This window comes from Streptomyces sp. NPDC058691 (assembly GCF_042714775.1).
Lineage (GTDB): Bacteria > Actinomycetota > Actinomycetes > Streptomycetales > Streptomycetaceae > Actinacidiphila.
Map to the genome: position 1 here is coordinate 39825 of NZ_JBHXSO010000033.1, position 13234 is coordinate 53058.

Sequence of the window (13234 nt, forward strand, 5' to 3'; positions counted from 1 at the left end):
AACAGCGACGGACCAGGGGTAGGGGGCAGCGATGCGCGGCGGACCTTCAGTGCTCGGAATCGTTCTCGCGGGCGGGGAGGGGAAGCGGCTCATGCCGCTCACCGCCGACCGCGCCAAACCGGCGGTGCCCTTCGGCGGCGCCTACCGGCTGGTGGACTTCGTCCTGTCCAATCTCGTCAACGGCGACATCATGCGCATCTGCGTGCTGACGCAGTACAAGTCGCACTCCCTGGACCGGCACATCACCACCACCTGGCGGATGTCCAATCTGCTGGGCAACTACGTCACCCCGGTCCCGGCGCAGCAGCGCCTGGGACCGCGGTGGTTCCTCGGCAGCGCGGACGCCATCTTCCAGTCGCTGAACCTCGTGTACGACGAGCAGCCGGACTACATCGTCGTCTTCGGCGCCGACCACGTGTACCGGATGGACCCCCGCCAGATGCTGCGCCAGCACATCGAGAACGGCGCCGGCGCCACGGTCGCCGGGATACGCGTCCCGCGCGACCAGGCGTCGTCCTTCGGCATCATCACCCCGGCCGCGGGCGGCATCCGCGTCGAGTCGTTCCTGGAGAAGCCGGCCGACCCGCCCGGTCTGCCGGGCGATCCCGACCACGTCTACGCCTCCATGGGCAACTACATCTTCACCACGAAGGTCCTGCTGGACGCCCTCCACCAGGACGCCGAGGACGACGACTCGGTCCACGACATGGGCGGCAGCATCATCCCCCTGCTCACGGACAAGGGCCAGGTGCAGGTCTACGACTTCGACGACAACCACGTCCCCGGCGAGACCGCCCGCGACCACGGCTACTGGCGGGACGTCGGCACCCTGGACGCCTACTACGAGTCCCACCTGGACCTGATCTCGATCAACCCGGTCTTCAACCTCTACAACAACCAGTGGCCGCTGTACACGCACTCACTGCGGCTGCCGCCCGCCAAGTTCGTCGCCGGGGGCATCGCGAGCGAGTCCATGGTCAGCCCGGGCTGCATCATCTCCGGCCAGGTCACCCAGTCCGTCCTGTCGCCGGGCGTCGTGGTGGAGGAGGGCGCCGTCGTCCAGGGGTCGGTGCTCCACGACAACGTCCGCATAGGCCGCGGGGCGGTGGTCCGCCGGGCCATCCTCGACAAGAACATCACCGTGCCGCCGGGTGCCACCATCGGCGTCAATCCCGAGCGGGACCGCGAGCTGTACCACGCCTCGGCGGGTGGCGTCATCGCCCTCGGCAAGGGGCAGCGCGTCCTCTGACCCTGCTCGGAAGGTGTTCCGATCCGCGTGCTGCGGCCGACGCGTCGCGCGCGTGCCGGACGGAAGTCACCGATTAGTTTGGGATCGACGTGGGAGGTGAGGCAAAGGAGATCCCCGAGTGCAGACCATCCTTGCCGTGCTGTTCGCCCTCCTCGCGGCTCTCAGCAACGCGCTGGCCACCGTTCTGCAGCGCTACGCCGCCCGTACGGTGCCGCTCGCGGCGGGGCTGCGGCTCGCACTGATCGGGGAACTGCTGCGCAAGCCCGTGTGGCTCGCCGGCTTCGGCGCGGTGATCGCCGCGGCCGCCTTCCAGGCCCTGGCCCTGCTCAACGGCGAGTTGTCGCTCGTCCAGCCGCTCTTCGTCCTGGAGCTGCCCTTCGCGCTGTTCCTCGCCGGAATCGTGCTGCACCGGCGGCTGCCGCCGCGCGGATGGGCCGCCGTCGGCTGCATGGTCGTGGGGCTGGGATTGGGACTGTGGGCGGCGTCGCCCAGCGGCGGGGTGAACCGGCCGCATGCGGCCCTGTGGGCGGCGGCCCTGCCGGCCTGCGGCGCCGCCGTCTTCCTCCTCATCGCGGTCGCCGTCCGCCGCCCGGAAGGTCGGGTCCGCGCCATGTGCTTCGGAATGGGCGCGGCCATCTGCTACGCGCTGACGGCGGGGCTGCTGAAGGACGCCACCCAGGCGTGGAACGACGACGGCCCCACGGCGTTCTTCACCGCCTGGCAGACGTACGGCTTCGCGCTCGTCGGCGTCGCCGCGGTCTTCCTTCTGGAGAACGCCATGCAGTCGGGTCCCCTGGTCGCCTCACAGCCCGCGCTCACCCTCGGAGACGCGACGGTGAGCCTCGCGCTGGGCGTCACCGTCTTCGAGGAGCGGCTGCGGGGCGGCTGGTACACCGTGCCGATGCTGCTCGGCGCGCTCCTGGTGGTGTGCGGCGCACTGGTCCTCGTCCGCGTCCCGCTCATCCACACGCTGGTCGGCCCGAAGGACGGCAAGGACAGCAAGAGCGGCAAGAGCGGCAAGGACGGGAAGGGCGGGAAGGGCGGGGTGGACGCGAAGGACGCCGGGGCCCCCTGACGGCCGACAGGACGTCCGGGTCACCGTGCATGAAAATGGGACAGACGTCCATACCCCCCACCTGTCGCCCTCGGGCGATGTGCAGGAGGGAGCATCATGTCCGTGGTGAACCGTCCCCCGGTCCGGCCCCTCGCGGAGCCGCACTACGACGCATCGCTCATCGACATCCGGGACTCGCTGCTCTCCGCGCCACTGCTGCTGATCGGCGGTTGGCTCTTCGCGGCGGGCTGGCCGCTGGCCTACCCCAACACCCCGATCGCCAACGGCGCGCGCATGGTGGATCTGGTCTTCGCCACCATCGTGATCCTCAACGGGTGCTTCCGTGTGACGAAGACACGCGACGAGAGCAGCGACATCGTGACCATCGTGTGCGGTGCCTGCCTGGTCGCCGCGCCCTTCGTGTTCGGCTATTTCGGCGAGGACTCGGGGGCGGGGCTCGCGTACCTCAGCCAGATCGTGACCGGCGCCGCCCTCATGGTGCTCGGCCTCGCCAGCATGGCCCTCTTCCGGCGTGGCCGCGCCATGGCCCAGCGCGCCGCGGCGGGCGCGGCACGCGCCGGCGACCGGACCACCGCCCGGACCGGGGCCCGCTGACCGGACCGGGTCGGCCGGCGGCCGTGACCGGGGCGGACGGCCGCCGGACGGTGTCCCGGAACCGCACCGCGATTCGCGAGGTGTGATCGGGCCCGGTCGGGGGCACACGCATCGAAGCGGATGTGGAAGCGGCACGAAGGCGGACTGGATGTACGAGGCTGTACAGGGTGGGGACCGGACGTATCCGGACACGCGACCGATCGCGGTCACGGCGGCGTACGAGGGCAGCGAGCAGATCGCCGACGCCCGAGACCTCGCGCGCGACTTCCTCACCGATGTGCAGGCGGTCCACGGTCTGCCGGTCTCGGACCGCGTGATGGTCACGGTGCAGCTGGTGGTCAGCGAGCTGGTGACCAATGCCCGCAAGTACGCCCCCGGCCCGTGCCTGCTGACCCTGCAGATCAGCGAGGGCACGGTCGAGGTGACCGTGTGGGACAGCGACACGACGCTTCCGGTGGCGCGGGCCGCGGACGCCGACCGCGTCGGTCAGCACGGCCTGGAGATCATCATGGCCGTCTGCCAGAGCTTCGAGGTGCACCGGCAGCCGGTGGGCAAGCGCATCACCGCGCGCGTCGTCCTGGCCGACGACCCGGACGGGGACCCCGCGGGCCGCCACCCCTGACCGGCGCCGACGGGCGCCGACCGGCTCAGCCGGGCCCGTGCCGGGACCCGGCGGACGCGGTCCGGAACCCCTCCCGTGCGGAGATGACTCAGGCGGACGGCCCGCGGGTAGGCGATTGCGAAGAGGTCATCGGCACCTACGCCGACGCGCGCCCAGGGGTCTTCGCGCACGGTGGCGGGCGGCAGCCGCATGACGGCCGGCTCCGGTCCGCGGCCGCCGCTCGGGCTGGGGCGAAAGGAGAGCCCGCGATGAGCGAAGTGGATCACAAGCCGCTCGACGTGGGCAGGCCCGAGGCCCCGGCACTGGGGCCGAGCGGGCTCATGGACATGCTCGGCGTCGCGACGGTCCTCCTGGAGGCCGACGGCCGCATCGACATGTGGAGCCCCCAGGCCGAGGAGCTGTTCGGTTACACGGCGGACGAGGCCGTCGGGCAGTACGCCGCGCCGCTGCTCGTGGACTCCCGGCAGCGGGACGCGGCGATCCGGCTGTTCGCCGAGGTGATGGAGACCGGCCGCAGCTGGGCCGGTGCCTTCCCGATCCGCTGCAAGGACGGCAGCACACGGCTGGTCGAGTTCCGCAACGTACGGCTGACGGACAGCCTCGGCGGCCGTCACGCGCTCGGGCTGGCCACCGACCGGCCGCGGCTGCAGACGATGGAGCGGGGCCTCGCCCTGGCCTACCAGCTGGTCGCGCAGTCACCGATCGGCCTGGCGGTCATGGACAGCGGCCTGCGGTATCTGTCCGTCAACCCGGCACTGGCCCGGATGCACGGCCTCCCGGAGGACGACCACATCGGCCGCCCCTTCCGCGAGGTGCTGCCCGGGGCCGAGTTCGGCCAGGCGGAAGACGCCTTGTGGCAGGTCCTGGAGACGGGCGTCCCCGTCGTCGACCGCTATGTCGTCGGCCGCACCGCCGCGGACCCGGACACCGACCACGCCTGGTCCGTCTCGTTCTACCGGCTGGAGGACCAGAACGGGCTCGTACTCGGCGTCGCGTGCTCCGTGGTCGATGTCACCGACCGGCACAGCACCGCGCTGGAGGCCGACCGGGCCCGCCGCCGGCTCGCCCTGATCGCGGACGGTTCGGCACGACTCGGCACCACCTTGGACGTGGCGCATACCGCGAGGGAACTGGCGGACGTCGTCGTGCCGGAACCGGCCGACATGGCCGCGGTGGACATCCTCGGCGCCGTCCTCGAAGAGGAGGGCGCCGCCGAGCCGGGCGAGGACGCCCCCGTCTTCCGGGCCCTGGCGTCCAAGACCACGCATCCGACGCGGGCGGCGCGCGTGACCTGCGGACCGGAGGTCGTCGTGGCATACCCGCCCGGCCATCTCGCGGCACTCTGCGTCCGCACCGGCCGTCCGCAACTGATCACGCACGCCGGTGAGAAGGACCTTCTGCGCATCGGCCGCGACGAGGACGCGGCGGCGGACCTCGCCGAGGCCGGGGTCCACACGGCCATGGCGGTGCCCCTCATCGCCCGCGGCCGCGTCCTCGGAGTGCTCGGGCTCGCGCGGGCACGGGACCCCCAGCCCTTCGACGAGGACGATGTGACCGTCGCCTGGGAGCTGGCCTCCCGCGCCGCGGTGTGCATCGACAACGCCCGCCTGCACCAGCGGCTGCGCAGCACCGCGGAGACCCTGCAGCGCAGCCTCCTCCCGCAGTTGCGCCCCGGCCACCCTTGTCTGGAGCTCGCCGCCCGCTACCGTCCGGCACAGGCCAGCAGCGAGGTCGGCGGCGACTGGTACGACGTCATCACCCTGGAGGACGGCAAGGCGGTCCTCGTCGTCGGCGACGTCATGGGCAGCGGGGTCCCGGCGGCCACGACCATGGGCCGGCTCCGGACCGCCGCCTCGGCGCTCGCCGCCCTCAACCTCGAACCGGCCCGGATCCTGGGCGAGCTGGACAAGATCATCCAGGGCCGGGAACACGCCGGGCACTCCATCGCCACCTGTGTCCTGGCGGTCTTCGACCCGGAACGGGCCGAGTGCCGCGTCGCCAACGCCGGGCACCTCCCGCCGATCGTCGTACGGGCCGGCGAACGGCCCGAACTCCTCGACCTGCCGACCGGGACCCCGCTCGGGGTGGGCGGTGTGCCGTTCCAGAACACCGTGGTCCACCTGGGTCTCGGCGACGCGCTCGTCCTGTACACCGACGGGCTCGTCGAGACGCGCGACCAGTCCATCGACGAACGCCTTTCCGTGCTGGTCGACCTCCTGTGCGCCGAGGACCGCTCGGTCGAGGAGACCTGCGACCGCCTGCTCGCCGAACTGCGCCTCCCCGGGTGCCGCGACGATGTCGCCCTCCTCATCGCCCGCTCGCGGCCCCGCACGCCCGCCGCGCCACCGGCGGGCTGAGACCCGGACCCCTTTGCACCCGTCGTGGAGGTGTCTGTGCGGGAGGACTGCGCGCTCAGCGTCGAGGAAGTCCGTGCTCTGAAGGGGATCGAGGGCCTGCTGGGGCGGGACCGGGAGCTCGCCCGGCGCCTGCGTGCGATACGGCGCCTGCGCACGCGGCGGCGGGACGCACTTCTGGTGACCCTTCTGGGCGGGAGCAGCCTCGCTCTGCTGCCGGCGGCCGCGATGACCAAGAACTCACCTCTGCTGTGGGCCTTCGCGGTCTCGTGGGCGGCCACCCTGCTCTCCGCGACGCGCTCGCAGCGTCTGCCGGGCAGGATGCGGCGCGCTTGACGGTGCCCTCGCTGATCGACCGCACCGGTTACGGACGATGCGTGGCGGCGGCGTGTGGGAAATGTGCCCGTCCACCGAAGGAGGCACGGCGTCCGGTACGGCGTCGGTGTCGATGAACCCGCAGGTGGGGGGGCGTGCGGACGGTCGCTCCCCGGCCCGGGGCGGGCGGTTCCCGCGGACCGCCGCCCTGGCCTGCCCGTTCCCGTTGTGGGACGGTGAGGGGACATCAGCCTGGTTTGGTACGCGTCCCGCGCCGTCCTCCCGGCCGCACTCCGGGCGGCGGAACGGTACGGGGCCACTACCGGATTCCGCGCGCGCCGATATGCGCACGGGTGGCGGCAGTCGACCCGACAGTTGCCGCGATGGGCTCCGGCTCCCCTGAAGGAGCGGGAACCATGACCACCGACCTGATCGTGGCACCCGAGCGTCACGCCGATCGCCTCACCCTCAGCCTCACCGGCGAGATGGACACCGACAACTGCTCGCGCGTCGACGAAGCACTCGACCTCGAGGGCTGCACCTCCGTCGTCCTGGATCTGGCCGGACTGACCTTCATGGACTCCTCCGGCGTCAACCTCGTCCTCCGCCTGCGGCACCGGCTCGGCCCCGAGGGCGTCCGTCTCGCCCTCCACGGGGTCCAGGGCCAGCCGCGCCGCGTCGTCGACCTCGTCGGCCTGGACGAGGTCGTGGACGTCGAGTCGCCGGCCCAGGCCGTTCCCGCCGCGGCGCGCTGAGCAGGCTCCCCCGCCCAGCGCCGACGACGTTCACCCGATCGGCGTATGCGGAGGTGCCCCCGGACAGGCGGAGCCGGATCGTGTGGAGAGGCTTCCGCCACGTGTGACCGGTATCCGCCCGACGGGAGGAGATCGAATGACACGCCCTTCCCCGTTTCCCGCGAACCACATCGCCTTTCCGGCGGGTGCCGGGCCGGCCCCCGCCGATGTCCGCACCACTCCCCGTCCGCAAGTGGTCAGGCCGTGACCAGCCGCTTCGGCACCTGGTCCACCCATGGCCCCCCGCTTCCCTGCCCCGGGCCGTGGCTGTTCCCGGGGGCCGTGCCCCCGGAACCGCCGGTCGGGTTCCCGCAGGCGGTGCTCTTCGACCGCGACGGGACCCTGGTGGTGGATGTGCCCTACAACGGCGACCCGGCACGGGTGGTCCCCATGCCGTCCGCCCGGGAGGCCATCGAGGCCGTACGCGCCCAAGGGATACCGGTGGGCGTGGTGAGCGACCAGTCCGGAGTGGGACGCGGGGTTCTGACGTGGCGTCAGGTCGTCGCGGTGCAGCGGCGCGTGGAGGATCTGCTCGGGCCGTTCGCGCTGTGGGCGGTCTGCCCGCACTGGGACGAGGTCTGCGACTGCCGCAAGCCCGCGCCGGGCCTGCTGCTCGCCGCATGCGACTGGCTCGGCGTGCCCCCCGAACAGACCGCAGTCATCGGCGACATCGGCGCCGACACGGCCGCCGCCCGGGCCGCCGGGGCGCGCGGGGTGCTCGTCCCCACCCCGGTGACCCGCCCCGAGGAGGTCCGGGAGGCCGAGGTCCTCGCCTCCGACCTGCTGGAGGCGGTACGCCTGGTGCTGCCGGAGCCCGCGCGGTGAGCACGCCTCGAAGCCCCCGGCCCGACCGCTTCCCGTACGACCCGGAGCGCCCGACGATGGGAGGTGCGCCTGTGAACGGTCGCAGCACCGCCGATTCCATGGCGATAGCGATCGTCTCCGAGCACGCGAACCCCCTGGCCACGCCGGGCGGAGCGGACGGCGGCGAACCCCACGTCCGGGTCGCACGACTGGCGGTCGCCCTGGCCGGACGGGGCCACCGGGTCACCGTCCACACCCGGCGCGACGCGCCCGGCCTGCCGGACGTCGTGCCGTTGTGCGAGGGCGTCGAGGTCCACCATGTCCCCGCGGGGCCGGCGTGCCCGCTGACCGAGGACGAACTGCTGCCCCACATGGCGGAGTTCGGGCGTCATCTGACACGGGTCTGGCGGATCCGGCAACCGGACATCGTGCACACGCACTTCTGGATGTCGGGCCTGGCCTCGTTGCGGGCCGCCGGCCAACTGGGGATTCCGCTGGTGCACACCTTCCATGCCCTGGGCACGGTCGCACGCCGGTACGAGGCGGCGGGCGGCGGCGCCCGTCCGGCCGATCTCGTCGTCCGCGAGACCGAAGTGGGCCTGGCCTGCGACCGGGTGATCGCCGTCTGCCGCGACGAGGTCGGGGAACTGGCGCTGATGGGCATTCCCGCGCACAAGATCAGCGTCGTTCCCCGCGGCGTGGACACCGACCGGTTCACGCCGCTCGGCCTCGCCGCGCAGCGCGGCCCGGCACGGTACCGGCTGCTCCAGGTGGGCCCGCTCGCGGCGCACAAGGGCATCGCGGTCTCCATCGACGCGCTGACCCGGCTTCCCGACACCGAACTCGTCGTCGTCGGCGGTCCCGCCGCGGGCCGCCTCGGGGACGACCCTGAGGTGCGCCGGCTGCTCGACCTGGCCCGGGACTCGGGAGTCGCCGACCGGGTCCGGTTCACCGGCGGGGTGCCGCCGGCCGCGGTGCCGCCGCTGATCCGCAGCGCGGACGTGGTCGTCTGTCCCGCCGACTACGAGCCGTTCGGCAGTGTGCCGTTGGAGGCCATGGCGTGTGGCAGGCCCGTGGTGGCCAGCGCGGTGGGCGGGCATCTGGACACGGTGGCCGACCCCGGCACGGGGCGCCTGGTGCCGCCGCACTCCCCCGCCGCCCTGGCGCACGCGGTCGGCGGGCTGCTCTCGTCCCCCGGCACCCGCAGGGACTGCGGGCTGAGCGGGCGCCGCCGCGCGCTGACCCGCTTCGCGTGGCCCCGCGTGGCGGCCATGACCGAGCAGGCCTACGAGGCCGTCCTGGTCCCCGGCGAGGTGGCACCGGCCGCGCTGCTCGTGTGACCGCCGGCGGGGCCCGACCCCCGCCGGACACCGGGCGCCTTGTCACGGCCGGGGCGACGCCGCGGCGTCACGCCTCCTGCGCCGCGAAGCCGGTGCGCCACGTCGCGTGCCCGGGCCGCCAACCCCGGGCGCGGGCCAGCGCGTTGGACGCGCCCCGTGCCCAGTCCTGCCGTCCCGAACCGTCCTCGGGCGGCGCGGGCACGCCGAGGGCGGCTGCCAGGACCGGCAGCCACTCGCGGGCCTCCGCCGGCTCGTCGTCCACGATGTTGACCGGACCGGCCGGCCAGTCGAGGGCGGCGACGGCGGCCCGTGCGGCATCGGCGACGTGCAGGAACGAACTCACGGACCGATCCGCCTCGATGCTCCCGAGGAACCGAGCGGACGGATCGCCGGCCAGTGCCGCGGCCACGGCGCCACCCGGCGCGTACCAGGTGCCGGGGCCGTACAGGATGCCGTACCGCAGCAGCACCGCCGTGTCCATTTCGGCCGCCGTGTCCTCCAGTGCCCGGACGCCGTCCACCATCGCTCCGCGCGGCTGCGCCGCGCCGATGTCCAGTGGAACCGTCTCGTCGGCCGGACCCTCTCCCGGGACGTACACCCAGGAGATCGACTGGGCGACGATCCTTGTGACGCCGGCGGACCTGGCCGCGTCCACCAGGTGGCGCGTGCCCTCCCGGCGGAGCCGGTCGGTCGCCTCCCCGTCGGCGCCGGACAGATCGGTGAGCTGGTGGATTACCGCATCCGGCGCGGCCGCCGCCACAGCCTCCCGGAGACCGTCCCGGTCGAAGACATCGCCTTGAACGGCCGACGCGCCTTGGCGCCGTACGCGCTCGGTTCCCGCGGGCGTGCGGGAGATTCCCGTGACCTGGTGCCCCGCCTCGAGCAGCAGCGGCACGAGCAGCCGGCCGACCGCGCCGGTGGCACCCGCGACCAAGACGTGCATGACGGATCAGTCCTTTGTGTGGTCGGGGAGTCCGCCTCGCGGCGGACAGGAGCGAAGGTGGTGGCACATCGAGCATGCCTCCCTGAATGTGACACAGGGTGCCGGGCCGTGCGCGGCACCATCGGCTGTCAACGCCCTACGAGCGGGTCATGGGACACCGCGGCCGCGGGCCGCTCGGGCGGCGCCTCCCCCGCCGAGTCCGCCCGGCCGTCGGGCCGGTGCATGCGGAGCCGCCGGACGAGCAGATGGTGGACCGAGGCCCCGAGTGCCGCTCCGAGGACCGGCGCGACCAGGTAGATCCACAGATCGGTGGTCTGCCCGGAGAGCGCGGCGGGGCCGAACTGCCGGGCGGGGTTGATCGAGCCCCCGCTGCGGGGACCGAGGAGGGCGATCACCAGCCCGACGGACATCCCGATGACGTAGGGAACCCGGCGGGCACGGCCGGGACGGGTCATGAAGAATCCGACGACGAGGATCAGGACGATCATGCTGCCCGCCTCGGCGAGGAAGACGGAGGCGGGCTGCCAGGCGGGCGCCGGCCTGATCGCGGCGTGCGCGACCGAGGGGAGGGAGACCGCCCGGCCCCAGACCAGGCGCGCGAGGCCCGTCCCCGCGGCGGAGCCGGCGAGCTGGGCGAGTACGTAGGGCAGGACGCCGCGACCGGGGAAGGCGTCCATCAGCCACAGGGCGACCGTCACCGCCGGATTCGTGTGTCCTCCGCTGCGCCGGCCGGGCGGGCTGAGGATCAGTCCGGTGAGGATGATCCCGCTGATGACGCCGATGACGGCGAGCGCGACCCGCAGGTCGGCGATGTAGAGGGCGGAGCCCGGATCGCGCAGCCAGCGGACGACCGTCACCGCGAGGAACAGCAGGACCGTGGTGAGTGCGAACTCGTCGGCGACGGCACGCGCCAGGGCCGGGGGCGGCCGGAGGGGTGGGGCGGAAGCAGTGGTCACCGTGGTCACCGTGATCTCCTGGTGTCGGCCCGGCGGAGCGGGTCCGGTCGTCGCCGGCCGGCCCCGCCTGCGCCCGGATCGCCGGGGCTCAGACGCCGGGCGTGTAGTGGCCCGGGACCAGCCGGGTGGAGACCCCGAAGCGGTTCCACGCGTTGATCGTCGTGATCGCGACGATGAGGCGGGCCAGCTCGGTCTCGTCGAACACGTTCGCGGCCCTGGCGTACACCTCGTCCGGGACGTATCCGTCCGTGAGGACGGTGATCGCCTCGGTCAGCTCGATCGCCGCGATCTCCCGCGCCGTGTAGAAGTGCTTGGACTCCGTCCACGCGTCGAGCTGGATGACGCGTTCCGCCGACTCGCCGGCCGCCAGCGCGTCCTTGCTGTGCATGTCGAGACAGAAGGCGCAGTGGTTGATCTGGGACGCGCGGATCTTGACCAGATTGAGGAGGGCAGGTTCGACGCCCTGCCGCGCGGCCGTGTCGAGGCGGATCATCGCCTTGTAGGCCTCCGGGGCGAGCTTCGCCCAGTCCAGGCGGGGTGTGTGCTCGGGGAGGCGTGCGTCGGTCGTGGGTGCTTCGTTCGTTGTCATACCTGCCACGCTACGTACCCAGTGGCTCTGGAGTATGGTCCATTTCCATGACGGATCACCGGACCAATTCCGCCGCCGGACCGCCTTCCGCGTTCGGTTCGGACCTCCATCTGGAGCTACGCGGATCCGGGCTGCGCGCGGGGCTCACCCACGCCCTGCGGGAGGCCGTCCGCACCGGGCGCCTGGCGCCCGGCACCCGGTTGCCGGCGTCCCGTTCGCTCGCCGCGGATCTCGGCGTCTCCCGCAACACCGTGACCGAGGCGTACGCCGAACTGGTCGCCGAGGGCCGGCTCACCGCCCGGCAGGGCTCCGGGACCCGCGTGGCCGATCGGCCCGGACAGCCGCGCGGGGCCGCGCCCGCCGCTTCCCGGGCGACGCCGGCCCGGCCACTTCCCCGTCCCCGTCCCCGGTACGGTCTGCAGCCCGGTGCCCCGAACCTCGCCGACTTTCCCCGTACGCAGTGGCTCGCCGCGGCCCGCCGCGCCCTGACCGCGGCGCCGCACGACGCCTTGGGCTACGGAGACGCCCGCGGCCGGGTGGAGTTGCGCACCGCCCTCGCGGACTACCTCGCGCGGGCCCGCGGGGTGTACGCGGAGCCGGAGCGGGTCGTCGTCTGTTCCGGTTTCCATCACGGTCTGATGCTGATGGCACGGGCGCTCAGGGCGCGACGGGTGCCCGCGGTGGCCGTGGAGGCGTACGGCCTCGACATCTATCGCGACCTGCTGACCGACGCCGGCCTGCGCACGCCGCCCCTGGCCGTCGACGAACACGGCGTGCGCACCGATGACTTGGCACGGCTGCGCGGAGTGGGCGCGGTGCTGATGACCCCGGCGCACCAGTACCCGACGGGGGTCGCCCTGCGCCCGGACCGGCGTACGGCCGCGGTCGACTGGGCGCGGGCCGGCGGCGGGCTGATTCTGGAGGACGACTACGACGGGGAGTTCCGGTACGACCGTCAGCCGGTGGGCGCCCTCCAGGGCCTCGATCCGGAGCGGGTGGTGTACTTCGGCTCGGCGAGCAAGTCGCTGGCACCAGGGGTGCGGCTCGGCTGGATGGTGCTGCCGGAGGATCTGGTCCCGGAGATCGTGGCGGCCAAGGGGTACGGCGACTACATGTCGAGCGCTCTGGAGCAGCTGACGCTCGCGGAGTTCATCACCTCGGGCGGCTACGACCGGCATGTGCGCTCGATGCGGCTGCGCTACCGGCGCCGTCGCGACGAACTGGTCGCGGCCCTGGCGCGAAGGGCCCCGGACGTCCACGTGACCGGCATGGCCGCCGGGCTCCAGGCGGTCCTCGAACTCCCGCCCGGCACTGAGCGCTCGACCGTCGAGGCGGCGGCACGGCACGGCCTGGCGATCAGCGGGCTGACGGAGTTCCGCTACGAAACCGCCGACCCCGGAGGGCAGCTGCCGGAGCGGGACGCGCTGGTCGTCAACTACGCGGCACCCTCGCAGAGCGCCTGGGCGGGCGCGCTGGACGCGCTCTGCGAGGTGTTGCCGTAGGCACCCGCCCGCGGCCGCCGGGATGTCACCGTGCCCGGAGCGTGACCCCAGCGCTTTGCCGGGGACGGCGGGGCCCCTCGGACAGGTCGGGGAGACC

General features: G+C 73.2%; 13 protein-coding genes. 10 read left to right on the forward strand and 3 right to left on the reverse strand.

The features are described 5' to 3' along the window. Nucleotides 1-31 precede the first annotated feature (31 nt). The 9 genes from glgC (at nt 32) to ACFWVC_RS23305 (ending at nt 9147) form a co-directional block, all read left to right on the forward strand. On the forward strand, nt 32-1249 hold the full coding sequence (gene glgC, locus ACFWVC_RS23265; RefSeq protein WP_384289167.1) for a glucose-1-phosphate adenylyltransferase: 1218 nt from the start codon (nt 32-34) through the stop codon (nt 1247-1249). A 118-nt stretch (nt 1250-1367) separates the two neighbouring features. Next, on the forward strand, nt 1368-2324 hold the full coding sequence (locus ACFWVC_RS23270) for a DMT family transporter (protein ID WP_384289169.1): 957 nt from the start codon (nt 1368-1370) through the stop codon (nt 2322-2324). Nucleotides 2325-2420: 96 nt separating this feature from the next. Next, nucleotides 2421-2918 (forward strand): hypothetical protein, encoded by a 498-nt coding sequence (locus ACFWVC_RS23275; RefSeq protein WP_384289172.1) that lies wholly within the window; start codon nt 2421-2423, stop codon nt 2916-2918. Between the two features lie 148 nt (nt 2919-3066). Beyond that, nucleotides 3067-3540 carry an ATP-binding protein gene (locus tag ACFWVC_RS23280; RefSeq protein WP_384289175.1) on the forward strand — a complete coding sequence of 158 codons (474 nt, stop codon included), beginning with the start codon at nt 3067-3069 and terminating at the stop codon, nt 3538-3540. Nucleotides 3541-3788: 248 nt separating this feature from the next. Continuing rightward, a complete protein-coding gene (locus tag ACFWVC_RS23285; protein ID WP_384289180.1) occupies nt 3789-5897 on the forward strand; it encodes a SpoIIE family protein phosphatase in 2109 nt (702 codons plus the stop codon). A 24-nt stretch (nt 5898-5921) separates the two neighbouring features. Next, nucleotides 5922-6230: a hypothetical protein gene (locus tag ACFWVC_RS23290; RefSeq protein ID WP_384289186.1), complete on the forward strand. Its 309-nt coding sequence runs from the start codon at nt 5922-5924 to the stop codon at nt 6228-6230. A 395-nt stretch (nt 6231-6625) separates the two neighbouring features. Beyond that, nucleotides 6626-6964 (forward strand): STAS domain-containing protein, encoded by a 339-nt coding sequence (locus ACFWVC_RS23295; RefSeq protein ID WP_384289190.1) that lies wholly within the window; start codon nt 6626-6628, stop codon nt 6962-6964. 243 nt (nt 6965-7207) lie between these two features. Then, complete coding sequence (locus ACFWVC_RS23300) at nt 7208-7828, forward strand: D-glycero-alpha-D-manno-heptose-1,7-bisphosphate 7-phosphatase (RefSeq protein ID WP_384289195.1); 621 nt, start codon at nt 7208-7210, stop codon at nt 7826-7828. Between the two features lie 56 nt (nt 7829-7884). Then, complete coding sequence (locus ACFWVC_RS23305; protein ID WP_384289325.1) at nt 7885-9147, forward strand: glycosyltransferase; 1263 nt, start codon at nt 7885-7887, stop codon at nt 9145-9147. A 67-nt stretch (nt 9148-9214) separates the two neighbouring features. Here ACFWVC_RS23305 and ACFWVC_RS23310 read toward each other — a convergent pair whose 3' ends face one another. The 3 genes from ACFWVC_RS23310 to ACFWVC_RS23320 all read right to left on the reverse strand — a co-directional run bounded on the left by ACFWVC_RS23310 (nt 9215) and on the right by ACFWVC_RS23320 (nt 11635). Continuing rightward, complete coding sequence (locus ACFWVC_RS23310) at nt 9215-10090, reverse strand: NAD-dependent epimerase/dehydratase family protein (RefSeq protein ID WP_384289198.1); 876 nt, start codon at nt 10088-10090, stop codon at nt 9215-9217. Nucleotides 10091-10218: 128 nt separating this feature from the next. Beyond that, nucleotides 10219-11055 carry an MIP/aquaporin family protein gene (locus ACFWVC_RS23315; protein WP_384289204.1) on the reverse strand — a complete coding sequence of 279 codons (837 nt, stop codon included), beginning with the start codon at nt 11053-11055 and terminating at the stop codon, nt 10219-10221. Between the two features lie 79 nt (nt 11056-11134). Beyond that, on the reverse strand, nt 11135-11635 hold the full coding sequence (locus tag ACFWVC_RS23320) for a carboxymuconolactone decarboxylase family protein (RefSeq protein ID WP_384289207.1): 501 nt from the start codon (nt 11633-11635) through the stop codon (nt 11135-11137). A 47-nt stretch (nt 11636-11682) separates the two neighbouring features. Here ACFWVC_RS23320 and ACFWVC_RS23325 point away from each other — a divergent pair, with 47 nt between their 5' ends. After that, nucleotides 11683-13137: a PLP-dependent aminotransferase family protein gene (locus ACFWVC_RS23325; protein ID WP_384289211.1), complete on the forward strand. Its 1455-nt coding sequence runs from the start codon at nt 11683-11685 to the stop codon at nt 13135-13137. Nucleotides 13138-13234 lie beyond the last annotated feature (97 nt).

Excerpts from the sequence above, each read along its gene's own strand:
- glgC (WP_384289167.1), top strand. The coding sequence starts at position 32 with ATGCGCGGCGGACCTTCAGTGCTCGGAATCGTTCTCGCGGGCGGGGAG.
- ACFWVC_RS23280 (WP_384289175.1), top strand. The coding sequence starts at position 3,067 with ATGTACGAGGCTGTACAGGGTGGGGACCGGACGTATCCGGACACGCGA.
- ACFWVC_RS23275 (WP_384289172.1), top strand. The coding sequence starts at position 2,421 with ATGTCCGTGGTGAACCGTCCCCCGGTCCGGCCCCTCGCGGAGCCGCAC.
- ACFWVC_RS23305 (WP_384289325.1), top strand. The coding sequence starts at position 7,885 with ATGGGAGGTGCGCCTGTGAACGGTCGCAGCACCGCCGATTCCATGGCG.
- ACFWVC_RS23320 (WP_384289207.1), bottom strand. The coding sequence starts at position 11,635 with ATGACAACGAACGAAGCACCCACGACCGACGCACGCCTCCCCGAGCAC.
- ACFWVC_RS23295 (WP_384289190.1), top strand. The coding sequence starts at position 6,626 with ATGACCACCGACCTGATCGTGGCACCCGAGCGTCACGCCGATCGCCTC.
- ACFWVC_RS23310 (WP_384289198.1), bottom strand. The coding sequence starts at position 10,090 with ATGCACGTCTTGGTCGCGGGTGCCACCGGCGCGGTCGGCCGGCTGCTC.
- ACFWVC_RS23325 (WP_384289211.1), top strand. The coding sequence starts at position 11,683 with ATGACGGATCACCGGACCAATTCCGCCGCCGGACCGCCTTCCGCGTTC.
- ACFWVC_RS23285 (WP_384289180.1), top strand. The coding sequence starts at position 3,789 with ATGAGCGAAGTGGATCACAAGCCGCTCGACGTGGGCAGGCCCGAGGCC.